Source organism: Amycolatopsis solani (genome assembly GCF_033441515.1).
Lineage (GTDB): Bacteria > Actinomycetota > Actinomycetes > Mycobacteriales > Pseudonocardiaceae > Amycolatopsis > Amycolatopsis solani.
This window is the reverse complement of sequence record NZ_JAWQJT010000002.1, coordinates 2,430,624-2,452,719: the sequence shown is the minus strand read 5'-3', so window position 1 is coordinate 2,452,719 and position 22,096 is coordinate 2,430,624. Positions and strand designations below refer to the sequence as shown.

Here is a 22,096-nt window from a genome sequence, read left to right as displayed (position 1 = left end):
CCGGCGAACACGCCGGGGCCCCGCTCGTCTTCACGGTTCCCAGCGGATCCCGATCCGGCCGGCGGCGTCGGCTTCGGCGACGTGCACGGTTCCGCCGGAGTCCGGGCACAGCTCCCGGACGGCGCCGCCGCCGGGCAGCCGCACGCACCGCGCCGGCAGCTCGGCGAAGCGCGCCTCCAAGAGGTAGTCGCGGACCGGGTGGGCGAAGACGCGCAAGAACTCGTGCGCGGCCGGCCGGGCCGGGAACGTCGCCCCGTATTCGACGATGACGGACTCCCCCGGTGCCGGCGCGGCGTCCAGCACGAGGTCCGCGGTCAGCCGGCTCCGGTCGAGGTCGTGCACGACGCTGCCGACCCGGCAGTTGCGGTCCGCCACGATCTTCGGCGTCACGCGGGGTGGCAGGTCCCAGCGCACCGGCCAGCGGTCCGATCCCGCCTCGACAGCTCGCAGCACCACCCGGACGCGGACGGCGGTGAGCCGGCCGCTCTCGTCGATTTCCGCCCGGTCGTGCTGGCTCAGCGCGACCAACCGGCCGTGCCGCCGCGGCCGTGGCGGCCCCAGCAACGTACCGAGCGCACCGGGCGGCAGCTCGAGCAGTTGTTCCAGGCCGGCGAGGACCCGCAGTGACTCCGCGCGCTCCGGGCGCCGCCGGCCGGACTGCCAGAGGCTCAGCGTCGGAACGCTGACCGTCAGACCACGCCGCGCGAGGCGGTGGCGGATGCGATCCAGCGACAGCCCGCTCTCCCCGATGGCCGCCCGCAGCGCGGCGGGGAACGGGCCTTGGGCGAGCAGGCGGTTCAGGTCGGCCGAGCGTTCGGCGACGGGGCGCATGGGAGCTCCTCGGGACGGATCGGTCGCGGAGTCACGTTCAGCGACACCGAATCCGGTCCGACCTCGATCGTGTGAAACTCCATCCCGTTGCCATGCACCGAAAGTAAGGACGCGTGCGTGAACTGTCAACGATGCCCGAATTCTGAACTCAGCCCGGGATCGCGTTCAGCTGCTGTTCCCAGGCCGGGTACTTCGCGAGTTTCGCGAGGACCAAGGCGCCCATCTTCGCGCCGGTGTCCGGGTCGGCGTCGTCGGTGAAGCGCACCGCCGAGAGCCGCGCCAGGCTCGGCAGGATGACGTCGTCCCCGGCCAGGTGCACGGGATCGTGCAGGTACCGCTCCAGCGCGGCGAGGTCCGGGACGCCGACGCAGTAGGCGTGCGTGAACCCGTCGGCCGGATCGCCGAGGTCCCGCCCGACCGTGCCGAACGCGGCGGACTCGACGCCCGCCGTCCGCCGCATCGCCTCGAGGACGGTGTCCCGCTCGGCCTCGGTGACGTCGTCACGGAAGCGGAACCGCAGCAGGTTGACGATCATGACGGCCTCCTAGAATGAACTCGTGAGTTCAAATTAGCGAACCAATGCGTCTGTTGTAAACTACGTCCATGACCAGCACGCGAGGCCGGATCGACAAGCGGGAGGCGATCCTCGACGCCGCCTTCGCGGTCTTCGCCCGGGTCGGCTACGACGCGGCGAACGTCCAGGAGATCGCCGCCGAGGCCGGCGTCGCGAAGCCGACGGTCTACAACCACTTCCACGACAAGGAAACGCTGTTCCGCGCGGCGCTCGCCGCGGCGGCGGAGCAGGTCGGCGCGGCCAACCTCGCGGCGGTCGAGCGCATCACCCCGGACGGTGACCCGCGGCGGACCCTGACGCGCGCAGCCCGGGCGTTGGCCCGCCGCTGCTGCGACGAGCGGTCCCGCGCCCTGCGCACACTCACCTACGCCCAGTTGAGCCGGTTTCCCGAGCTCCTGGTGGACGTCCACGCCGTCACCGCGGGCCGGCTGGGTGACGCACTGGCCGACCGCCTCGCCCGGCTCGTGGTCAGCGGGCGGCTGCGGCACTGCGACCCGGCTCTGGTCGCGGAGCAGTTCCTCGCCCTGCTGACCGGCCCGCTCGAGCACCGTTCGCACCTCGGCACCCGGCGACTGCCCGCGGCCGAAATCGACGCCGTGGCCGACCAGGCCGCCGAAACGGTGCTCCGCGCCTTCGCGGCCTGAAGCCCGGTGCCTCAGCCGGAGGGCGGTAGCGGTGCCGCCGGCCGGCCGCTGGGTCCGCTACCGCGCCTCACCGGGATCATCGGCAAGCAACCGCTCGGTCGCCAGGGAGCTGCGGTCGACGATGACCCCGTCCTTGATCACGTCGCGGATCCTGCGGTAGTTCTCCGGCGCGGCCAACGGGTCACCCTCGAGTACCACCAGGTCGGCGACCTTGCCGGGAGTCACGGTGCCGTAGTGGTCGCTTTTGCCGTACGCCTCCGCGACGTGAACGCTCGCGGAGCGCAGGATCTCCATCGGTTCCATACCCCGCTCCCACGCGGCCTGGATCCACCGGAAGTGGGCCGATCCGATGTGCGTCGGCATGTCCGGCACGGAGTCTTCGAGGATGCCGGGGCGGAATCCCGGGTGGTTCTTCACCCGTTGCCCGTACGCAAAAGCGTCGGTGGTCAGCAGGACCCGAGCGCCCTTGGCGATGAACGCGCGGTTGTTCTGGTCGCTGACCGCCGCACGGGCGCCGAGTTCGGGCTTCGCGTCGGCGAGCCACGCCAGGTAGCGCTCGGTGCGGAACATGGCCATGCACGGCAACCGCCGGGTGACGATTTCGTCCACGAGTGGTTCGGGGATCGGGTGGCCGCCGGTGATGTCCGGGTGCTGGAGCAGGTCAGCGCCCGCCTCGACCTCCATCCGCAGGGACTCGACCGAGGTCGTGTGCGCCTGGACCAGCCGCCCTTCGGCGTGCGCGGACGCCACGATCCTCCGCTGGGCCGTTTCGGAGAACAGCAGAAAGCCCTCTGTGCGGTGGTCGGACGCGGCGTACTTGATGAAGTCGACACCGGTGGCGTGAATGTAGTCGGTAACCGCCTCACCGATCTCGTCCACCGTCAGCGAGATCAGGTCGGTGCCGCACCCGACCTCCCACACGTCGTTGATGCGCTGCTTGGTCGCGGGCTCGAAAGTCAGGCCGGTCTTGAAGAAGTCCTCGGACATCGGGCCGTTGAGACCGAGGATGTTGCCGGCGAAAAAGAACCGCGCCCCTGCCCGCCGGCCGGTGGCGATTGCGTCGCGTGCCGTGACCAGCGGACCGGCCGGGCCCCACGTGTCGAACACCGTAGTCAGTCCGTACTTCAAGGCCAGTTCGGCGGCTTCGAACGCCAGTTCCTCATAGCGGCCTTCGAACTCCAGGAGCGTGTCCGGCGTACGAGCCGAGACGAGATGAACGTTCGCGTCCATGAGACCGGGAATCAGGTAACTGCCTGAATAATCGAGGACCTGGGCACCGGCCGGCACCGGGACGGACGCCGTCGGCCCGGCCGCGCTGATCAGGCCGTCGGTTACGACGACCGTCGCGTCCGGCACGGGAGCACGCCCGGTCCCGTCGATGAGGGTGGCGTGCTGTAGCGCGACTACGTCCGGCATGGTCACGACCTCTTCCACGATGGCTTGCCCAGAAGGAAATCGCCGTTCCCCGGCGTCCCCACCTTCAAGAACGCCTCGGCGACTTGCTCCGAGCTCGCGGATCCCGGGAAACCATAAGTACGGGTCAGCACCTCGCCGCTGCCCGTCCGCGAGGCGAGCACGACCGGCATGCGCGCGGCGAGTTGTTCGAGCGGCTCGACCATCGTTCGAGGCACATGCCCTCCACCGAGAGCCTCGACGACCAGACCGGAGTAGCCGCCCTCCGCGATCGAAGAGAGCAGCCGCCCGTCGTCGCCGAATCCGACTTTGAGAAGCGCGACGGACGGGGCGAGGGCGTGATCCGGCCAAACATGGTGGCGCCCGATCGGGCGGACCGCCAACCGCACGTTGCCCTCGGAGACCCAGCCGATCGGACCAGTGGGCGTAGAGCGAAACGTTGCCGTACTCGATGTGTGTGTCTTGTGGACGAACCGCGCCGCGTGGATTTCGTCGTTGCGCATCGCGCCCGTCACGACGATCGGCTGGTCCCCGTCCCAAAGCAGGTCGAGCAGGAAAGCGATCTCTTCCAGGCAGTCACTGCCTTGGACGACGACCGCTCCGGTCGCTCCCGCGGACACCTGCCGGCCGATGTTCTCCACCAGGTCGACCAGGTCGGGCACGGTCAGCTCGAACGAGGGGACCTGCCGGAACGAGATCGCGGAGATGTCGGCCAGATCGGGCACAGTCGCGACCAAGTCCTCGGCCGTCAGCCGGGGAATCGATCCCACGCCGGGTTCCGCGGGCGAGGCCATGGTGCCGCCGGTCGCGAAGACCGCCACCTTGGGGCGGGCATCAGACATGTCGTCTCGTGAGGTGAGCGAACAGCTCCGAAAGATCGGACGCCTGCTCGATGGCGTACACCGATTCGTACAACGCGTCAGCGTCGTCACGAGAGACCACGCCTTCGGTCAATTGCCGGAACTTCGCGCGAAGCTCCTCCTCGGTAGGAGGATTCTCCGCGGCGCCACGCGGATGTGTGACGTGACGTGAGTGCCGCTTGCCGTCGCGAGTCGTCAGCGAGACCGTCGAAGCGACGGACTGGCGACCGGCGCCCGCGGCCTCGTCGAGACTCTTGTCCCCCTCGACGGTGATGCGATCGTGCAGGTCCTTGATGCGCTCGTCCTCGAGACGGCGATCGTTGACGATGTCGTCGAATCGCACGTCTCCGCGATGGACCGCGACGGCGACGACGTACTGGAGGTTGTGTGATCGCAACGGGTTGCCGTCGACCACGTGGTAGACCGACTGGGGAGCGCGGACCGTGATGCTCTCGATCTGGTCGACCGCAACGTTGTCCTCGTCGAGGACCGCGAGCACGCCCTCGACGCCGGCCGGAATGAAGACGCAGCAGGACCAGCGCTTGAAGAACAGCTGACTGACTTCGAGGGACGAAGGGTCACGAGGCCATAGCCCGGATTCGTCCCAGGAGTCGGAAAACGCCCGGCCGAGCGGGTACTTGCCCGCGAGGATGTCAGCCGGCCCCTTCAGCCCGGCGGCGGCGAGCAGCGCGGCTTGTGCGCCGTTTCGCGCGGCGAGGCCGATGCTCAGGGGCCGCGACTGTTCGGAGGGATCGTCGACCCAGGCCAGCAGCCCCGAAGCCGAGTTCCCGGCGAGCCCGAGTGCGTTCAGGAAAGTCTCGTCGTCCAAGCCGAGCAGCAGTCCCGCGGCGACGGCGGCACCGAACGTGCCGGCGACGGTCGAGGGGTGGAACCCGCGCGCGTACTGCGCGGCCGGACCGAGCGCGAAGCTGATCCGCGCGGCCGCGTCTATTCCGCCGACGACGGCGGCCAGCAGGTCGGCGCCGCTGCACCGCGTGCGCTGCCCGACGGCGAGCGCGGCCGGGACGACGACAGCGGTCGCGTGGACGTTCGCGGTCGGGTGATGGCTTTCGATGTCGCAGTAATACGCCAGGGTCCCGTTGAGGAGAGCCGCGGTCACGGCGTTCGTCCGCAGGCTCGACCCGATCAGCGAGGACTCGGGTGTCCCGCCGGTCTCCTCGGCGACGCCTTCGACGAGGCCGAGGATCGGCCAGGAATCGGCGGTCGCGGCGAGCGCCGCGCCGAGGCAGTCGAACAGAGCGCGCTTGCCGTCGTGGAGCGCCTGGGCCGGCAACGCCGGATAGCGGTAGTTGCGCAACGAGGCGACAAACCGCTCGGTCGTCGTACTGGTCAAGGCTGCTCCCCCGGTCATTCTTCGCCTTTCGCGCTGAAGCCGAGCACGCTCGGGAGCCGAGTCAGGTCCGGCAGTTCGAGTGTCGGCGCCGGCGTCCCGTCCGCGAGCGTCTGGCCGTGCCGGTTGATCCAGATCGTCGGAATGCCCATCGGCACCGAACGCGGCAGGTCGACGTATTGTGACTGGGCAACGTGAACTGTTTCCCGCGGACGCACGCCCGCTTTCTCGAGAACGAGCTCGAACAGCGCCGCGTCCGGCTTGTACGCGCGCACGTCCTCGCCGGTGAACACGTAGGTGAACGGATCTCCCAAGAGCCTGCTGCTCTCGCGGATGATGTCGTGCTCGCTGTTGGAGATCGTGGCCAGCGGCACGTGACGCGCGAGCCGGGCAAGCGTGTCGACAGCATCCGGGAACGGCCGGGCGGCCGCCATCGCATCCCCGAAATCACGGCCGTCATCGGCGTCCAGCGGCACGTCCGCGGCGGCGAGGGCCGTGCGCAACGTCGTCGTCAGCAACTCTCGATACGGCACAAAAGGCCCTGACACCGCGGGCAATGCGTGGCCGTAGTACCAATCGCGGTAAAAGCTCGAAACGTCGAGGCCGACGCCTTTGCGGACGAAGAGAGCGCCGACGTAGGCGCGCAACGCCGTGTCCCAGTCGATCAGCGTTCCGTACGTGTCGAAGGTGATCAGGTGCGGTTCGTCGGGCAAGGGCGCGGCCATCGACGTCCTCCTTCGGAGCCTGGCCACGCACGTACCGCGGCAACAGGACCTATGATAGTTTTACTCCTGTCGTTGCGAGGGACGCTAGCGCGAGCTGAAGCAGGAGTCAAATGCCTTTTGAGCCTTACGGCGAGCGAGCGGTGAACACCGTCGTGGCGTTGGTCAACAGCCTCACCCCCGGCGACGACGGCCTGCCGGACCTCGACGCGTGCGCCGAGCTCCTCGGCGAGCACGGCTGGATCGTCGACGATCTGACGTCAGCGGATCTGGCGTTTCTCCGGGCGCTGCGACCCCGGCTGCGCTTCGCGTTCGAGGGCGGGGACGAGAGGGAGGTGGTGGCGCACCTCAATCGGCTGCTGTCCGAGTGCGACGTCCTCCCCCAGCTGACCGACCACGACGGCGGCTGGCACTTCCACTACGCCCGCCCCGGCGCAACGCTGGCCCAGCGCGTCTTCGTGACGAGCCTCATGGCCCTGTTGCTCGTGGTCCGCGACCGCGGATCGGACCGCCTCAGAACCTGCGCCGCCGACGGCTGCGCGAACGTGCTCTTCGACACGACCAAGAACCACTCCCGCCGTTTCTGCGACGCGCGAACGTGCGCGAACCGCGTCCACACGGCGGCCTATCGCCGCCGGCAACGCGCGAAAGCCGGCACGCCGGAAAGGTGACCGCGCCCGGCCGGCGTTCAGAGGGATTTGAGGACCCGGACGCGGTCGGCGATGGCGCGGCGGGCGACGTCCGAGCCGAAGGCGATCGAGTCGAACTCGTGCGGGGCGCCGGGGTGGAGGTGGAATTCCACCTCCACCCCGGCGCGGCCGAGTTTGGTGGCGTAGGCGGCGTCTTCGTCGCGGAAGACGTCGAGCTGGCCGACTTCGATGTAGGCGGGCGGGAGGCCGGTGGCGTCTTCGAGCCGGGCCGGGGCGGCCGTGGCGGGGACGTCGGTGCGGTCGCCGAGCAACGCCGGCCACGCGGTACGGCTGTCGTCGTAGGACCACAGCACGTAGGGCGCGATGTGCGGGTCGGGGGTGGTGGTGCGGTCGTCGAGCATCGGCATGATGAGGATCTGCCGGGCGATCCGGGGCCCGCCGCGCTCGCGGGTGAGGATCGTAAGTCCCGCGGCCAGGCCGCCGCCGGCGCTGTCGCCCATGACGCCGATCCGGGCGGGGTCGACGTCCAGCTCGGCGGCGTGCTCGTGCAGCCAGGTGAGTGCCGCGTAGCCGTCCTCGAGCGGGGTCGGGAAGGGGTGCTCGGGGGCGCGGCGGTATTCGACCGACAGCATCGGCACGCCGCTGGCGGAGACGTAGCGGCTGACCGGTCCGTCGAACAGGTCGATGTGACCGAAGATGTACCCGCCGCCGTGGAAGAACAGCACCGCCGGGCCGGGTGTCGCGCCTTCCTTGGTGTACCAGCGCATCTTGATCCGGGCGCCGTCGCCGGCGGTCGCGTGGTGCTCGCTCGTCCGCACGTCGGCCGGGATCGGCTGGGCCGTTCCGGCCGCGCCGATGATCGGCTCCCACAGGGCGCGGCGTGCCGCGATGTCGCCCACTCGCGGGGGTGTGGCGCCCGCCATCGGCGCCAGCGCCTCGGCGATTTCGGGATCCAAGCTGAGTGCCATGACAGGATGCCTTTCGCAGTCGGGGTCAGGCGGTGCGCGGGACGACGACGACCTTGCCGCGCACGGAGCCTTCGGCGGCCCGGGCGTGCAGCGCGGGTAGTTCGGCCAGCGGAACCCGCTCGGCGACGCCGACCCGCAGCTCGCCGTGGTCGACCTGCGCGACCAGCTTCGCCAGCTGGCCGGCGTCGCTGCGGACGAACAAATCGATGCCGCGCACCCCGCGGTCCTCATCGGACGGTGCGGGCATCCACACCGTGGTGTTGACCAGCGCTCCACCCGGTCGCACCAGCGTGATGAACGCGGCCAGCTCCGCCGGCTCGACCGGAGCCAGGTTGAGCACCAGATCCACCGGCTCGGACACCGCCTCGCGCACGCTCCCGACCGTGTGGTCGACCAGCTCATCCGCACCCGCCGCCTTGACCGCCGCACCGCTGTGCGGGCTCGCGGTCGCGATCACGTACGCGCCGGCGCCCTTGGCCAGCTGCACCGCATAACCCCCGACCGCGCCGCCCGCGCCGTTGATCAGCACCCGCTGCCCGGTGGTCAGCTTGCCGTGGTCGAACAACGCTTGGTACGCCGTCAGCCCCACCAGCGGCAGCGCCGCCGCGTCGGCCAGCGGGATGCTCGACGGCGCGGCGGTCAGGACCTCAGCCGGTGCGACGACGTATTCGGCGGCGGCACCGGTCTTGTCCATCGGCAGGAACCCGACCACCTCGGCACCGACCTCGACGCCGGTCACCCCTTCGCCCAGCGCGTCCACCGTGCCGGCGACGTCCAGACCCGGGGTGTGCGGCAGCACCACCGGGATCGGGCCCTGCATGAACCCACCGCGGATGGTGCCGTCGACGGAGTTGAACGACGTCGCGGCCACCCGCACCCGCACCTGCCCCGCACCGGGAACCGGCACCTCCACATCCTCGTACCGCAGCACATCGGGGGCGCCGTACTGGTGGAAACGCACTGCCTTCATCGAACTCCCTTCCGCTCCCGCGAGCCTGCCCTCGCCCCCTGCTCGATCTCCATGCCGGACAGTGCCCACCCGGGCCCAGTGCTGCCCGTCCCGCGGCACCACCGTCACGGGATCAGCAGCAGTTTCCCGGTCGTCGCCCGGGACTCGAGGTCCGCGTGGGCCCTGGCCGCCTCGGCCAGCGGGTAACGGCTGCCGATCCGCACGACCAGCTCGCCCTTCTCGACCAGCCCGAACAGCTCGGCCGCGTGCCCGACGAGCTCCTCGCGAGTACGGATGTGATCGGGGAGCGTGCCGTAGGTGAGCCGGGTGCTGCGCGGGATCTCGTTCATCGCGATGGTCGGCACGTCACCGATCAGCGGCCCGTAGAACACCATCGTGCCGTGGGTCCGCAACACCTCCAGCGACGCGGCGAACGTCGGCCCGCCCGCACCGTCGAACACCGCGTGCACCCCCGCACCCCCGGTCAGTTCCAGCACCGGCTCGACGAACGCCGCACCCGTGGAGACCACGACGTGATCGGCGCCCGCGGCGGTGGCGATCCCGGCCTTCTCGGGCCGCGACACGAGGCCGATCACGGTGCCTCCACGGGCCTTGATCAGCTGGGTCAGCAACAGCCCGACCCCGCCGGCGGCGGCGTGCACGAGCGTGACGTCCCCGGGCCGCACCGGGTGGCAGACGGTGCAGTGGTGGTGGGCGGTCAGGCCCTGCAGCAGCACGGCCGCGGCCGTCTCGTCATCGATGGCGTCCGGCACCGCGACGACCGTGGCGACGGGAAGCACGATCTGCTCCGCGTAACTGGCGTGGGTCTCGATCGTCAGCCACGCGACCCGGTCTCCCGGGGCGAACTCGTCGACCCCCTCGCCCACCGCCGCGACCACGCCGGCGCCTTCCATGCCCGGCACTTCGGCCAGCCGTGCGCGGCGGACACCGACGTCGAAGAAGTTCACGCCCGCGACCCGGACGTCCACCAGGACCTCTCCCGGGCCCGGCCGAGGGGCCTGCCGTTCCTGCAGCCGCAACACTTCCGGTCCCCCGGCTTCACTGACGACCATCGCTTTCATGCGGCCGAAGCTAGGCCGCGAAAAATGTACCTGCAAGTACACTTTTTCCATGACCACGAAGAAGGGTGCGGCGACCCGCCTGCGCATCGTCGAGGCCGCCGCGGCCGAGATCCGGGAACGCGGCCTGAACGCCGTCACCCTCGACGACGTGGGCCGGCGCAGCGGCACCGGGAAAGGCCAGCTGTTCCACTACTTCGCGGAAGGCCGGGAAGAGCTCCTGCTGGCGGTCGCCGAACACGAAGCCGACCGCGTGTTCGAGGGCCAGCGGCCGTACCTCGACGAGCTCACCTCGCGCGCGGCCTGGGAAGCGTGGCGCGACCTCATCGTCAGCCAGTACCGCGACCAGGGTCTGTACTGCCCGCTCGGGGTGCTGATCTCCGACGTCGGCCGCCACAGCCCGGCCTCGCAAGCCGTTGCGGCACAACTGGTGAAACGGTGGCAGGAGTGCATCCGGGCCGGTATCGAGGCCACCCAGGCGGCCGGCGAGGCCGACCCGCGACTCGACCCCGACCGCACCGCCGCGGCCGTGATCGGCACCATCCAGGGCGGTGTCACCGTCCTGCTCTCCACCGGCTCCACGGAACACCTGGAAGCCGGGCTGGACCTCTGTCTCGACCGCCTGCTGTCGTGGGCGAGCACCCCCGGACCCGGCTGAGCACAGCGAACCGTGGCGATCGGGCAGCGACGAGGGGCAGGATCGCGGCGAGAGGACGGCGCCCGCGATCCGACTTCGTCGCTACGTCAAGCAAAGGCGGCACCTGATGAACATCGAACCCCTGACCCCCGACGACAGCACCGTGGTGCTGGTGGACTACGCGGTCGGCTTCGCCAACGTCCTGCGCTCGCACGACCTCGGGGAGCACATCAACAACGTGGTGGGCCTGGCCCGGACGGCGCGGTCGTACGGCGCGGAACTCGTGGTCACCAACGGCGCCGACTCGCGGCCTTCGGGACCGCTGTACCCGGAATTGGCCGAAGCCATCGGGGACATCCCGGTGATCGTGCGCACCGGCGGCGAGGCGTTCAACGCGTTCCTCGACGAAGGCTTCGCGCGAGCGGTGCGGGACGCGGGCCGGAACCGGCTGATCATCGGCGGGATCGCCACCGACGGCTGCGTCCTGCAGACTTCGCTCGCCGCGCTGCGTGCGGGTTACGAGGTCTACGTCGTGGCGGACGCCACCGCCACCACGAGCGCGCAGGCGCACGAGACGGCGATCCAGCGCATGGTCATGTCGGGCATCGTGCCGGTCACCTGGTGGTCGCTGGCGGCCGAGTTCCAACTCGACCCGAAGTTCCGGGACTCCCCGATCCGCGGCCGGCTGATGGCCGCGCACCAGCCGCTCATGATGATGAGCGGCCGCACCTTCTTCGCCGGCGCCGCGGCCCACCGGACCGACGAGCCGAAGTGACGCTTCCGGCATCGGCCGCGGCATTTTCCCCAGCGCTCACCGCGCCGTGCGCCGCTGGGCGAACGCCGTACGGGCGAGCTCGGCGAACGCTGCCACCTCGGCCGGGCCGGGTTTGTTCTCCGCGGTGAACATGGCCGACTGCAGCACCGGGCCCAGCCGCCCGGGATGGCGCTCCATGTCGGAGCGCCGGATCGGCTGGAGGATGAAGTGGATGTGGGCGGCTTCGCCGTGGGTGTGCGACCACTGGCACGTGTAGACCTGCACCGGCTCGGTCAGCGCCGTGACCACGGCGGCGGCCTCCGAGAGCAAGCCGCCCAGTTCGGCGGCTTCCTCGTCCACCAGGTCCGCGACGTGGACGACGTGCCGCCGCGGCACCACGGCCAGCGCTCCCAGGCCGAACGTGCCGAGCACGTGCATGACCAGCCAACGCGGCGTTGCGTGGATCTGCCCGCCGGGCAGGGGAACTCGCCCGCGCATCATGTCGCACGGCACGCAGCCCACCAGGTCCGCGGGTTCGGACGACGAGCCCGGAATCCGCTCAGCCGACATGTTCGGGCCTCCGTGGGGCGGGGTGGCCGGCGCGCGACACCCGTGCACCGATGACGACGGCGTCCGCGGGGCTCAGGAGCTGCTCGATGAGCCGGTCCTTGGCCGTCGCGAGGTGGCGCCGGTAGGTGCCGTAGGGCACGCCGAGCCGGCGGGCAGCTGCCTTGAGGGTGCGAGGAGCCGCGATGTACGTCGCGGTGAGCACTTCGTGCGCCTTGACGCCGGCCGGGTCGACCTGCAGCGCGTCGAGCGCGGTGATGATGGCGGCACGCAGGTCCGCCACCGGGTCGGCCGAATCCGGCGGCACGAGGGACGAGCGCAGCAGAACGCTGGTCGCGAACTCGCGGGGAGCGTGCCACCGGCGCAGCGCCTCCAGCACGCCCTCTTCGAACGCCGCGCGGCGCGGCCGGCCCACCGGCTGTTCGGACGGCGAAGCCGCCGGCCACGTGGCCACCGGCGGGGCCACGGTGCGAACCCGGTGCTCCACCCACTGTTCCACCGTCTGCAGCCGCCAATCCCGGCCGAACACGTGCTGGCTCCGCCCGCCGACGTCCACGACCGCCACCTCGCGCAGCCCGGCCTCCGCGAGATAGGCCCGCCACCGTTCACCGTCTTCGAAGACGGTGAAGGTCACCGCGCGGCCGCGGGTGCGCATCTCCTCCGCGATGGTGCGCCGGCTGATCAGATCCATCAGCGGCGACGGCCGCTGGTGCCGGCCGGGGTACACGGCGAACCGCCGGATACCCAGGTGTTCGCCCGGTCCCAGTGGAGCGACCGCGGCCACGACGTCCCAGACCGCCGCGACCACCGGGTCCGCCGACCGGTCCTCGGGCAGCGGCACGGCCAGGTGCAGGATGGCCATGAACCCCAAGGGGGCCGGGGTTCCCGCACTGCGGTAGACGCGGAAACCCTCCGGTTGCCGATGGACCCAGTGGGCGACCGCGGCCGCGGAAGCCGGGCCCTCGGCTGCCTCGGCCATGCGCAGCACATCGGGCACGTCGGCGGGCCGAAGCGGGGTGTCTTCGATGTGGCGATGCGCCCGCCAGTCGTACGGGTGGTCGGGGCCGCTTCGGGCGCGGCAGAGGAACATCCACTCCGCGGCCCGCAGCAGCGCGTCGTCCTCCGCGGCCGCACGCACCGCCTGCAGGGCCGCGACCGAGATCCGGACGCGGATGTCGTCGTAACGCTCGGGGTCTCGCCAGCGCAGGTCGGCCGCGAGCGTGGTCCGCACGGCATCGTGCGGGTGCAGCCCTTCCGGCGTGGTCTCGATGTGGGGCTGCTGCCGCAACCAGGAGAACACCGCCGCGGTTTCCTCCTCCGCCAGTACCGTGCGCAACAACGACTCGCGGGTCACGTGAGCCTGAGCGACGACTTCGAGGGCTCGCTGGTGGGCCGTGCCCGGCACGTCGCCGACCAGGCGGTCGACCAGGGTCTTCAGCACGTCCCCGGTCGGCTTCCACGGTGCGTCCGGCGCCGCGAGCGGCACCGACGCGGCGAGGGAGAGGGCCAGCGGGCTGCCCCCGGCGAACGCGACGAACGCCTCGCGCTGCCCGGCGGGCACACCGCGGGCGGCGAGCAGGGCATCGGACTGGGCGGCATCCAGCGGCTGCAGGGCCAGCCCGGTGAACAGCGGCGTCCAGCCCGGATCCAGCGACCACTCGGCATCCGGAGCGACCCGGCTCGCCAGGACCACGAGAGCCCCCTCGGCCAGCCGGAGCAGGAAGGTGTCGCGCAGCCACGACTCGAGCGGCTGGCACCGCTCGAAGGTGTCGAGGAGCAGTACGGTGCCCGGCTCGGCGCAGGCCGGAGTGGCGGCCTCCTCGAGGCGACGCGGATCCGCGTCGAGGAACCGGGCGTCGACCGGCACCACCCGCCGCCCCGCGAGCTCGGCCTGCCGGGCGGCGTAGCGCAGCAGCGAGGACTTGCCGATGCCGCCGGGACCGTGCACGTACGCCACGAGCGGCGCGTCGGCCGCCCCCGAGAGCATCCGGTCGAGCACCGCCCGTTCCGGCTCCCGGCCCACCAGCGCTCCGGCTCGCGCTTCGGCCAGGCGGGCCGCCAAACCCGTCGCAACCACCCGGCGCTCCTTTCGTCCGGTTCGGTACCCGGACCGCATCGCAGGTCCGCCCCGCACCGCCCGCCCCACCCCCGCAGAGCGAGGTCTGTTCGTCAGAGCTGGCTCTGACGAACAGTAGCAGCTAAGATCGACGACGTGGTTCGCGAGCACGCCGGCAGTGCCCCATCGGGCAGGAGGAGCGAATACGCCCAGCTCACCCGTCAGGCCATTGTGGACGCGGCGCGCGACCTGTTCGTCCGGAAGGGATACTTCGACACGAAGGTCGAAGAGATCGCCCGGATGGCCCGTGTCGCTCCGGCCACCGTTTACGCGGTCGGCGGAGGAAAACACGGACTGCTCCGCACGCTTGTCGAGTCCGGCACCACGGCCGAGGACGTCCCGGCCATCCTGGCCCGGATCGAGTCGATCGAAGAGCCGCGAGAGCTGATCGGCTTCATCGTGCACGCCACCCGGGTCAAGTTCGAGCAGTGGTCGGGCCTGATGCGACAGGTCGTCGCCGCCGCTCCTCAGGAGCCGAGTGTGCGCGAAATCCTCCGGATCGCCCACGACAGCATGCGCGGCGGGCTGGCCTTGACCGCCCGTCGATTGGCGGAAATGGGCGCGCTCCGCGACGGCATGGACGTTTCCCACGCCACTGACCTGCTCTGGCTGCACCTGTGCAACGCGGCCTACTTCATCCGCACCGACGACCTCGGCTGGACACTGGACGCCTCCGAAGCCTGGCTCAACGACGCGTTGCCCAGCGCCCTGATCGGGCCCTAGGCGTGCCGGACGCGGCCGCGGGACCACCGATCGCGTCGCGCAGGAGTGGGCCGGTGGGCAGCAGTGAGCACCGGTGGGCACGGCGGGCGGTGGAGATCGGACGGTGGCGTGGCCCAGGGTCTCGGACAAAGCCTCCGTTCCCTTGCCCGAAAGGTTTTGCGTGAAAGCGCTCTTCACCACTTTTCCCGCCTACGGCCACCTGCTGCCGATGCTTCCGCTCGCCAAGGCGGCGGTCGCGGCCGATGACGAGGCGGTGGTCGTGACTTCGGACGAGCTGCACGGGACAGTCGACGGCCTGGCCGTACGCGCCCTCCGGCCGTCGCTGCCCGAGGTCCTCGCCGAGAACGACCGCCGGTTCGGACAGGACGCTGTCGGTTACCGCACCGACAGCGACCGCCTTCTCGACACGACCGTCGCCCTGTTCACCACGACCCGCGCGGACCTCGCCTTCGACGAGCTGTGCGAAGTGGTCGCCGACGAGCGCCCGGACGTCATCGTCGCGGAGATGTGGGACTACGTCGCGCCGCTGGTCGCGCGCCGGCTCGACATCCCGTGGGTGAGCTTCGTGCACAGCCCGGCCACTCCGGTCGACGCGGCTCTCCACAGTGGCCTGGTGATGGCGTTGGAACAGCGCGAGCTGGCCATGCCCGCCCGGCTGGCGACCGTCCAGCTGTGGCCGGAATGGCTCGAACAGCACCCCCGCGGCGAAGGCGCCGCGATGGCGATCGGGACCAGCCCGTACGACACCTCGGCACGAATGGACGTGCCCGCGTTCGACGACGGGCGTCTGGTGGTGCTGGTGACCCTCGGCACGGTCGTGGAAGATCCGGAACTGCTCGGCGCCGCCGTCCGCGGTGTGCTCGACGCCGGCGCCAACGCCCTGGTCACGAGCGGGTTCACCGTGACGCCCGAACAGGTCGGGGGCGAAGCCGGCCGCGTCCACGTCGTCTCGTTCGCCCCGATCAGCCAGCTGCTGGACCGGGTCCAGGCCGTGGTCACCGCGGGCGGCTCGGGCACGACGCTCGCCGCGCTGTCCCGCGGCCTGCCCCTGGTCTTCGTGCCCCGCATCGCGAACCAGCCACTCGTGGCGTCCCTCGTCTCCGGTTTCGGAGCCGGCACGGTCTGCGAGGATCCGGCCACCCTCACCGCGGCGGTGTCGGCGATGCTGCACGAGCCGTCCCTGCGAACACGAGCGGAAGCGGCGTCCGAACTGCTGGGCCGGCGCCCTACGCCGGACGAGGTGTGGCCGGCGCTGCGCCGCCGCCTCGGCGATTTCGCGCGGTGACCCCGTATCGGCACGGAAGCGATAGCCACGGTATGGCGCACCTAGGCAGAACCTGACCTTCCTGACCCGGTTCTGGACGGAGATGCTGGAGAAAGGCCAGAGAGAAAGGAGGTCGACGTGGATGACAACGCGCTCGGTGAGTTCTTGCGGCACCGGCGGGAACGGCTGCGGCCCGAGGATGTGGGGCTGCCCGGTGGTGGCCGGCGCCGCACCCCCGGTTTGCGCCGGGAGGAAGTGGCGAGCTTGGCCGCGTTGTCGCCCGACTACTATTCCCGGCTCGAGCAGGGCCGGGTGCGTACGCCGTCGACAGCGGCGCTGGCCAGTCTCGCTCGCACCCTGCGGCTCACCGGTGACGAGCAGGACTACCTGTTCCGCCTCGCCGGGCAGCAGCCACCGGAGCCGCGCTCCCCGCTGGCCCACGTCGACCCGGCCATGATCTACCTGCTGGACGCGCTCGGGCACACGCCGGCCCAGGTGGCCGACGACCTGCTCACCGTGGTCGCGCAGAACCGGGCCGCCGAGCACCTGCTGGGTGTCTGGACCGGGCTGCCCGGTTACGAATCCAACGTCACGTGGCGCTGGTTCGCCGATCCCGCGTCGCGGGACGGCAACGATCCGGCCGAACACGAGCGCATCGGCCGGGCCTATGCGGCCGACCTGCGCGCCGGTGTCGCCCAGCGCTCGCCGGGTGACCGGTTCGCGCACGGCTTGGTGGCCGATCTCCTGCGGCGCAGCACCGAGTTCGCCGGCCTGTGGGCACAGCAGCACGTCGCGGCGCTGACCTCGGCACCCAAACTGATCCGGCACCCGCTCGTCGGTGAACTCGACCTGCAATGCGACGTCGTGCTGAGCCCGGCCACCGGTCACCGGCTCGTCCTTTTCCGGCCCCGGCCCGGATCGGACGGGTTCGAGCAGTTCGCCTTCCTCGACGTACTCGGCCATCAGAAGTTCTCCTGAGCCGATTTCCCCCACCTCGCGAACGCGGGCGCTCCACCCTTTTCACCGGAAGGACTTTTCGTGAACACCGTCTTCATCCCCGGCGCCACCTCGGGCATCGGCCTCGGACTGGCCCTCCGCCTGCAGGCCGACGGCAACACCGTCATCGTCGGCGGCCGCCGCACCGAACTGCTTCAGCAGATCCGCACCGAGCACGGCCTCGACACCATCACCATCGACACCACCGACCCGGCATCGATCACCGAGGCCCGTGACGAGCTCACTGCCCGCCACCCGGCGCTGGACACCCTGATCACGATGGCCGGCATCATGGAGCCCGAGGACCTGCGCGACCCGGCCGCGCTCGACGTCGCCGAGCGGACCGTCGAGGTCAATCTGCTCGGCCCGATCCGGCTGATCCACGCGTTCTTGCCCGGCCTGCTCGCCCGGCCCGCCGCGACCGTCATGACGGTCACCTCCGGCTTGGCGTACGTGCCGCTGCCGGCCACGCCGACCTACAACGCCACCAAGGCGGCCGTCCACTCCTACACCGAGAGCCTGCGGGTGCAGCTGACCGGCAGCAACGTCCAGGTGATCGAGCTGGTGCCGCCCGCCATCCGCACCACGCTGATGAACCAGCAGAACTCCGAGGTGGCGATGCCTTTGGAGGACTTCCTCGACGAGGTCATGGATCTGCTCGGGACCGACCCGAAGGCCGAGCAGGTTCTCGTCGAGCGCGTGAAGTGGCAGCGCAACGCCGAGGCCGAAGGCCGCTACGCCGACGTGCTGAGCGTGCTCAGCGGCCGCTACCGCGCATAGGCCCTGGACGCCTTGTCCTGCGGATCCTGATCAGCGGGCAGGAGCGGCCGGGCTGTGCGCGGGCATCGATCTCGCGCGGGCCGGGCACGCGGTGACGATCGTGGAGCGGACGACGTTCGTCGACCGGTCCGGGGGTAATCCGGCTCAGCGCCCTCCAGCTGTTCGATCACCGGCAGCGGCCCGCCCCTCGGTGGACGGCACGAATCCCGGGAAGCTCTGCTCCCGTTTGCCGAGCCAGTGCGCAATGCGCGCCGGGGCACCGACATAGGGATCGGACACGCCCAGTTTGCGGGCAGCGTCCAGCGGCCAGTTCGGGTTGAAGAGCAGCTCTCGCCCGAGCGCGACCAGGTCCGCCCGGCCGTGCTCGATGACCGACTCCGCCTGTGCCGCGTGGACTATGTGCCCGACGGCCATCGTCGTGCTCCCCGTCCGCTCGCGGATCTGGTGCGCGTAGGGCACCTGGTAGCCGTAGCCGGTTTTCAGGCCGGGGAACGGCAGCCCGGTGATTCCTCCGGAGCTGCAGTCGATGACGTCGACGCCGTGGGCGCGCAGTTCCCGCACCAGCTCGACGGTCTGGTCGATCGTCCACTCGACGTCGACGCACGAAAGGCGGACGAACAGCGCCTTGGCGTCCGGCCAGACCGTCCGGATGCGGTCGACGATCTCGACGAGGAACCGGAACCGGTTCTCCGCCGACCCGCCGTAGTGGTCGGTGCGCCGGTTCGCCAGTGGCGAGAGGAAGCTGTGGATCAGGTAGCCATGGGCCGCTTGCAGTTCGAGGACTTCGTACCCGGCTTCGTCGGCCCGTCGAGCTGCGTCCGCGAAGGCCGTCACAGTGTCTTCGATGTCCCGCAGCGTCATTTCGACCGGGGTTTCGGCCCCTTCGAGTCCCAGAGGGACGGCGCTGGGCGCGAGCAGCGGCCAGTCCGTTGACGGCGGTGGCGTGCCGGGGAGCCACGGCGGGTTCCGGCGCCCTTTGCGGCCGGCGTGGATGAGCTGGATGCCCGGCACGGCGCCACCGGCTTTGACGACCTCCACGAGCCGCGCGTAGTGCGGAACCACGCTGTCCTCCCAAAGACCGAGGTCGCCCACCGTCCCCCGGCCACGCCGGTCCACCGTCGTGCCTTCCTGGATGACCAGCCCCGCGCCGCCTTCGGCCAGCCGTCCGTAGTGGACGGTGTGCGTGGACGTCGGCCGGCCGTCCACTCCGGAGTACTGCCACATCGGGGACACGGCCACCCGGTTCGGCAGGCGCACCCCGCGGATCTCGATCGGGCTGAAGAGGGTCGGCGGCATCCCGCTGCTCCTTGACTCGGCGATTGACACGGCTCCACGGCGCACTTACCGTCATGCTACTCAACGATACGTCGTATCGCATAGTGGCACGAGGAGCAGGCATGGCGACGGACAGCCGCGAAGTCCACCGAGCGGACGAGACGTCCATCCGGTATTCGATCAGCGGCCCGGAGGAGGGACCCACGGTTGTCCTCGTCCACGGCTGGGCGTGCGACCGGACCGACTTCGACGCGCTGACCGGGTTCCTGCCGGACGACTACCGCGTGCTCGCGGTCGACCTCGCCGAGCACGGCGAATCGCGTTCGGCGCGCGAGGCCTGGTCGATCGAGGAGTTCGCGCGCGACGTCGCCGCGGTCCTCGACGCCGAGGAGGTGACCGACAGCGTCGTTGTCGGGCATTCACTCGGCGGGGCGGTGGCGGTCGAGACCGGGCGGGTGCGTCCCGGGCGGGTCCGGCACATCGTCGCGCTCGACGCCTTGCACTACCTCTTCCTCTTCGGCGCCATGGGCGAAGAGGAAGCCCGGGGATTGCTGCAACCGCTGCGGGACGACTTCGCCGGGCTGGTCCGCGCGATGGTCGAGGCCGGTTCGCCCCCGGGCACCGACCCGGCGCTCAAGGACGCGCACTTCGCCAAGATGGCCGCGGTGCGGCAGCCGGCGGGGACCCGGGCGTTCGAAGGGCTCGTCGCCTGGGACATGGACGAGGCACTCGCCGCCGTGCAGCAGCCGATCACCGTGTTCGGGGTGCGCGAACTGGTCACCCAGGAGGCCATCGACCGGCTGGCGGGCCGGGTCGACGTGGTGCGCGTCGACCTCGGCAGCCATCACTTCCCGGTGGAGGCACCGGAGGGAACGGCCGCGCTCATCGCCGGCGTCGTGCGCGCGCAGGCCGTCACGGGGACGAGAGCAGGCGGCTGATCTCGTCCGCGGCCGCGACGACCTTCTTCGCCAGCTGCTTCTCCCGCGCGGGCTCGTACCGCATCTCCGGGATGCTCAGCGTGACCGCCGCGAGGGGTCGTCCGGCCGCGTTGGTGATCGCCGCGCCGAGGGAAGCGACGTGCGGGCGGTACCACGACGACATGTTCACGGCGTAGCCGCGCTCGGCGGTCCGGGCGATCTCCTCCCGCAGCTCGTCGGGACCGAGCAGCGGCGCACCCTCGAACTCCCGGGGCTCGGCCCGCAGGAGTTCGTCGACCTCCGGGGGCTCAAGACGGGCGAGGATCGCGACGCCGCCCGAACTCGCCCCGAGCGGCACGCGGGTGCCGATCTCCATGAACACGCGCACGAGCTGTGAGCTGTCCTCGCGCGCGACGATCAGGTAGTCGTCGCCGTCGCGCAGGCCGAGAAGCACCGTTTCGCCGGTTTCGGCGGCCAGTCCCTTGATGACCGGCGTCGCCACTTCGCGCAGGTCCTGCTCGCCCGCGCTGCGCAGGCCCAGCACGAGCGCCTTCATGGTGACGCCCCACCGCGCGTGCTCCCGGTCCACGATCCGGAGCCAGCGGGCCTGTTCGAGGGTCACCAGGCAGCGCTGGACCGAGCTCTTGGGAATGCCCGTCACCCGGGCCAGTTCCGAGACGCCGATCGGTTGGCGCACCGCGACTTCCTCGAAGACGCGAAGCGTGCTCAACACGCTGTTCATCGACCGGATGCTGCTGTTCGGCTTGCCCGCTTCGCCGTCGTCGCCCGCTGTGCTCATGAGGCCACGACCGTACCACCGGACGCACCTGCCGTACCTCATCCCGGCACAGCGGCGCTTTACAACGTCGCCAGCGTCGGTCTACCCTGCGGCACAGCGTGCCACATCATGGAACGGAGTTCACGTGGATCTGACTGTTGTGGGCGACGTCGTCGTCTCGGGGTGGCCGCGCCGTCGCGACGGCTCGGCGTTCGGGCTCCTGCGCGGCGGCGACCTGACGATCGGCAACCTCGAAGTTCCCCTCACCGGACGAGGTCAGCGCGCGGAAAAGCTGGTCGCCATGCGCGCACCGACGTCGGGCGCCACGGAGCTGGCCGGCCTCGGGTTCGACCTCGTGTCGCTGGCGATGAACCACGCGCTGGACTACGGCGCCGACGGGATGCGCGACACCGTCCGCGCGCTGGACGCCGCGGGAGTCGGCCACGCCGGCTTCGGGGAAACGCGCGCCGAAGCGACGCGCGCCCGAGTCGTCTCGACGGGCGGGGAAAGCCTGGCGTTCTTCAGCTTCTGCTGCGCGCTACCGCGGGGTTTCGACGCGACCGCGGACCGCGCGGGCATCGGCGCCATCCGGGTGCGTCAGTCCTTCGAGTACGACAGCGGCTTCCTGGACGAGACGCCGGGCACGCCGCCCTTCGTCCATTCCGAGGCCCACGAGCCCGACGTGCAGGCAGCCGAAGCCTTGGTCCGGGAAGCGAAGCGGCACAACGACTTCGTCGTCGTCGCGCTGCACTGGGGTGTTCCGCACTGCTACCTGCCCGCCGCGCAGGGGCCGCTCGCCCAGTACCAGCAGCCCTTGGCCCGGCGGTTGATCGACGCGGGCGTCGACCTCGTCATCGGGCACCACCCCCACTGCCTGCACCCCGTGGAGTTCTACCGGAACGGGCTGATCCTGTACTCGACCGGCAACTTCGTCTTCGACTGGTGCGACGGCTGGAACGCCGAAGCGATGGTGCCGAAGGAAGACGCCCACCCGGCGGCCCCCTACCAGCCTGCCCTGGTGCGCGGCCCGTGGTTCGAGAGCGCCGTGTTCCGCGTCGGGCTCGGCGGCACCGGCGGGCCCACCCTCCGCCTCGACCCGATCGAACTCGACCCGGACAGCCAGCCGGTCCTCCCCCGGCCGGACGTCGCCGCGTCGATCCTCGCGCAGGTCGCCGAATCGTCCCGGGACCTGGACCCGGCCGTCGTCGTCGACCCCGACGGCACCGTGCGCCGAACCACCGCCTAGCC

Annotated in this window: 23 protein-coding genes; 10 read left to right on the top strand and 13 right to left on the bottom strand. The window is 70.8% G+C overall.

The features are described 5' to 3' along the window. Positions 1-30: 30 nt before the first annotated feature. Positions 31-831, bottom strand: coding sequence for a TraB/TrbI/VirB10 family type IV secretion system protein (locus SD460_RS31850; RefSeq protein WP_290052151.1), 801 nt, complete (start codon positions 829-831; stop codon positions 31-33). A 148-nt stretch (positions 832-979) separates the two neighbouring features. Then, on the bottom strand, positions 980-1,366 hold the full coding sequence (locus SD460_RS31845) for a Dabb family protein (protein WP_290052154.1): 387 nt from the start codon (positions 1,364-1,366) through the stop codon (positions 980-982). A 68-nt stretch (positions 1,367-1,434) separates the two neighbouring features. On the opposite strand from SD460_RS31845, the gene SD460_RS31840 reads away from it, so the two are divergent. Then, positions 1,435-2,049 carry a TetR/AcrR family transcriptional regulator gene (locus SD460_RS31840; RefSeq protein ID WP_290052155.1) on the top strand — a complete coding sequence of 205 codons (615 nt, stop codon included), beginning with the start codon at positions 1,435-1,437 and terminating at the stop codon, positions 2,047-2,049. Positions 2,050-2,106: 57 nt separating this feature from the next. Here SD460_RS31840 and SD460_RS31835 read toward each other — a convergent pair whose 3' ends face one another. From SD460_RS31835 to SD460_RS31820, 4 genes are read right to left on the bottom strand one after another with little or no spacing between them, the layout of a single operon-like run. Beyond that, the gene (locus SD460_RS31835; protein WP_290052158.1) at positions 2,107-3,465 is read right to left on the bottom strand and encodes an amidohydrolase family protein; all 1,359 of its coding nucleotides are present in this window, start codon (positions 3,463-3,465) and stop codon (positions 2,107-2,109) included. A 2-nt stretch (positions 3,466-3,467) separates the two neighbouring features. Next, positions 3,468-4,304, bottom strand: a complete 837-nt coding sequence (locus SD460_RS31830; RefSeq protein ID WP_290052159.1) for an asparaginase — start codon at positions 4,302-4,304, stop codon at positions 3,468-3,470. After that, positions 4,297-5,676, bottom strand: coding sequence for an MmgE/PrpD family protein (locus SD460_RS31825; protein WP_290052160.1), 1,380 nt, complete (start codon positions 5,674-5,676; stop codon positions 4,297-4,299). Before SD460_RS31825 ends, SD460_RS31830 begins: the two co-directional genes overlap by 8 nt. A 14-nt stretch (positions 5,677-5,690) precedes the next feature. Beyond that, positions 5,691-6,398 (bottom strand): HAD-IA family hydrolase, encoded by a 708-nt coding sequence (locus SD460_RS31820; protein ID WP_290052161.1) that lies wholly within the window; start codon positions 6,396-6,398, stop codon positions 5,691-5,693. A gap of 110 nt (positions 6,399-6,508) precedes the next feature. On the opposite strand from SD460_RS31820, the gene SD460_RS31815 reads away from it, so the two are divergent. Beyond that, complete coding sequence (locus tag SD460_RS31815) at positions 6,509-7,066, top strand: CGNR zinc finger domain-containing protein (RefSeq protein WP_318307150.1); 558 nt, start codon at positions 6,509-6,511, stop codon at positions 7,064-7,066. Between the two features lie 17 nt (positions 7,067-7,083). On the opposite strand, the gene SD460_RS31810 is transcribed toward SD460_RS31815, so the two are convergent. The 3 genes from SD460_RS31810 to SD460_RS31800 form a co-directional block, all read right to left on the bottom strand. After that, positions 7,084-8,013 (bottom strand): alpha/beta hydrolase, encoded by a 930-nt coding sequence (locus SD460_RS31810; RefSeq protein WP_318307149.1) that lies wholly within the window; start codon positions 8,011-8,013, stop codon positions 7,084-7,086. Between the two features lie 25 nt (positions 8,014-8,038). Then, positions 8,039-8,983 (bottom strand): NADP-dependent oxidoreductase, encoded by a 945-nt coding sequence (locus SD460_RS31805; RefSeq protein ID WP_290052167.1) that lies wholly within the window; start codon positions 8,981-8,983, stop codon positions 8,039-8,041. A gap of 104 nt (positions 8,984-9,087) precedes the next feature. Then, positions 9,088-10,044, bottom strand: coding sequence for a quinone oxidoreductase family protein (locus SD460_RS31800; protein WP_290052169.1), 957 nt, complete (start codon positions 10,042-10,044; stop codon positions 9,088-9,090). 49 nt (positions 10,045-10,093) lie between these two features. On the opposite strand from SD460_RS31800, the gene SD460_RS31795 reads away from it, so the two are divergent. Next, positions 10,094-10,699 (top strand): TetR/AcrR family transcriptional regulator, encoded by a 606-nt coding sequence (locus SD460_RS31795; RefSeq protein WP_290052171.1) that lies wholly within the window; start codon positions 10,094-10,096, stop codon positions 10,697-10,699. Positions 10,700-10,805: 106 nt separating this feature from the next. Continuing rightward, a complete protein-coding gene (locus SD460_RS31790) occupies positions 10,806-11,453 on the top strand; it encodes an isochorismatase family protein (RefSeq protein WP_290052172.1) in 648 nt (215 codons plus the stop codon). A 36-nt stretch (positions 11,454-11,489) separates the two neighbouring features. Here the strand turns inward: SD460_RS31790 and SD460_RS31785 are convergent, their stop codons facing one another. Beyond that, positions 11,490-12,002, bottom strand: a complete 513-nt coding sequence (locus SD460_RS31785; protein ID WP_290052174.1) for a hypothetical protein — start codon at positions 12,000-12,002, stop codon at positions 11,490-11,492. Next, positions 11,992-14,076, bottom strand: coding sequence for an AAA family ATPase (locus SD460_RS31780; protein WP_318307148.1), 2,085 nt, complete (start codon positions 14,074-14,076; stop codon positions 11,992-11,994). The genes SD460_RS31785 and SD460_RS31780 overlap by 11 nt, the downstream gene beginning before the upstream one ends. A gap of 135 nt (positions 14,077-14,211) precedes the next feature. On the opposite strand from SD460_RS31780, the gene SD460_RS31775 reads away from it, so the two are divergent. The 4 genes from SD460_RS31775 (at position 14,212) to SD460_RS31760 (ending at position 17,878) form a co-directional block, all read left to right on the top strand. Next, a complete protein-coding gene (locus SD460_RS31775) occupies positions 14,212-14,838 on the top strand; it encodes a TetR/AcrR family transcriptional regulator (RefSeq protein ID WP_290058431.1) in 627 nt (208 codons plus the stop codon). Positions 14,839-14,998: 160 nt separating this feature from the next. Beyond that, entirely contained in the window at positions 14,999-16,123 is a 1,125-nt protein-coding gene (locus SD460_RS31770) for a glycosyltransferase (protein ID WP_290058430.1), read from the top strand. Between the two features lie 117 nt (positions 16,124-16,240). After that, positions 16,241-17,080, top strand: a complete 840-nt coding sequence (locus tag SD460_RS31765) for a helix-turn-helix transcriptional regulator (protein WP_318307147.1) — start codon at positions 16,241-16,243, stop codon at positions 17,078-17,080. Positions 17,081-17,140: 60 nt separating this feature from the next. Further along, on the top strand, positions 17,141-17,878 hold the full coding sequence (locus tag SD460_RS31760; protein WP_290058428.1) for an SDR family oxidoreductase: 738 nt from the start codon (positions 17,141-17,143) through the stop codon (positions 17,876-17,878). A gap of 144 nt (positions 17,879-18,022) precedes the next feature. Here the strand turns inward: SD460_RS31760 and SD460_RS31755 are convergent, their stop codons facing one another. Then, the gene (locus SD460_RS31755; RefSeq protein ID WP_290058427.1) at positions 18,023-19,174 is read right to left on the bottom strand and encodes an oxidoreductase; all 1,152 of its coding nucleotides are present in this window, start codon (positions 19,172-19,174) and stop codon (positions 18,023-18,025) included. A gap of 101 nt (positions 19,175-19,275) precedes the next feature. On the opposite strand from SD460_RS31755, the gene SD460_RS31750 reads away from it, so the two are divergent. Next, on the top strand, positions 19,276-20,091 hold the full coding sequence (locus tag SD460_RS31750; protein WP_290058426.1) for an alpha/beta fold hydrolase: 816 nt from the start codon (positions 19,276-19,278) through the stop codon (positions 20,089-20,091). Here the strand turns inward: SD460_RS31750 and SD460_RS31745 are convergent. After that, positions 20,066-20,869 carry an IclR family transcriptional regulator gene (locus SD460_RS31745; RefSeq protein ID WP_290058425.1) on the bottom strand — a complete coding sequence of 268 codons (804 nt, stop codon included), beginning with the start codon at positions 20,867-20,869 and terminating at the stop codon, positions 20,066-20,068. The genes SD460_RS31750 and SD460_RS31745 overlap by 26 nt on opposite strands. 124 nt (positions 20,870-20,993) lie before the next feature. Between SD460_RS31745 and SD460_RS31740 the strand changes: the two genes are divergently transcribed. Further along, positions 20,994-22,094 (top strand): CapA family protein, encoded by a 1,101-nt coding sequence (locus SD460_RS31740; protein ID WP_290058424.1) that lies wholly within the window; start codon positions 20,994-20,996, stop codon positions 22,092-22,094. Positions 22,095-22,096 lie beyond the last annotated feature (2 nt).

Bases quoted from the DNA above. Each gene is read 5' to 3' on its own strand.
- SD460_RS31750 (WP_290058426.1), top strand. From the start codon at position 19,276: ATGGCGACGGACAGCCGCGAAGTCCACCGAGCGGACGAGACGTCCATC.
- SD460_RS31810 (WP_318307149.1), bottom strand. From the start codon at position 8,013: ATGGCACTCAGCTTGGATCCCGAAATCGCCGAGGCGCTGGCGCCGATG.
- SD460_RS31805 (WP_290052167.1), bottom strand. From the start codon at position 8,983: ATGAAGGCAGTGCGTTTCCACCAGTACGGCGCCCCCGATGTGCTGCGG.
- SD460_RS31745 (WP_290058425.1), bottom strand. From the start codon at position 20,869: ATGAGCACAGCGGGCGACGACGGCGAAGCGGGCAAGCCGAACAGCAGC.
- SD460_RS31755 (WP_290058427.1), bottom strand. From the start codon at position 19,174: ATGCCGCCGACCCTCTTCAGCCCGATCGAGATCCGCGGGGTGCGCCTG.
- SD460_RS31790 (WP_290052172.1), top strand. From the start codon at position 10,806: ATGAACATCGAACCCCTGACCCCCGACGACAGCACCGTGGTGCTGGTG.
- SD460_RS31800 (WP_290052169.1), bottom strand. From the start codon at position 10,044: ATGAAAGCGATGGTCGTCAGTGAAGCCGGGGGACCGGAAGTGTTGCGG.
- SD460_RS31850 (WP_290052151.1), bottom strand. From the start codon at position 831: ATGCGCCCCGTCGCCGAACGCTCGGCCGACCTGAACCGCCTGCTCGCC.
- SD460_RS31795 (WP_290052171.1), top strand. From the start codon at position 10,094: ATGACCACGAAGAAGGGTGCGGCGACCCGCCTGCGCATCGTCGAGGCC.
- SD460_RS31815 (WP_318307150.1), top strand. From the start codon at position 6,509: ATGCCTTTTGAGCCTTACGGCGAGCGAGCGGTGAACACCGTCGTGGCG.
- SD460_RS31835 (WP_290052158.1), bottom strand. From the start codon at position 3,465: ATGCCGGACGTAGTCGCGCTACAGCACGCCACCCTCATCGACGGGACC.
- SD460_RS31845 (WP_290052154.1), bottom strand. From the start codon at position 1,366: ATGATCGTCAACCTGCTGCGGTTCCGCTTCCGTGACGACGTCACCGAG.
- SD460_RS31820 (WP_290052161.1), bottom strand. From the start codon at position 6,398: ATGGCCGCGCCCTTGCCCGACGAACCGCACCTGATCACCTTCGACACG.
- SD460_RS31785 (WP_290052174.1), bottom strand. From the start codon at position 12,002: ATGTCGGCTGAGCGGATTCCGGGCTCGTCGTCCGAACCCGCGGACCTG.
- SD460_RS31830 (WP_290052159.1), bottom strand. From the start codon at position 4,304: ATGTCTGATGCCCGCCCCAAGGTGGCGGTCTTCGCGACCGGCGGCACC.
- SD460_RS31840 (WP_290052155.1), top strand. From the start codon at position 1,435: ATGACCAGCACGCGAGGCCGGATCGACAAGCGGGAGGCGATCCTCGAC.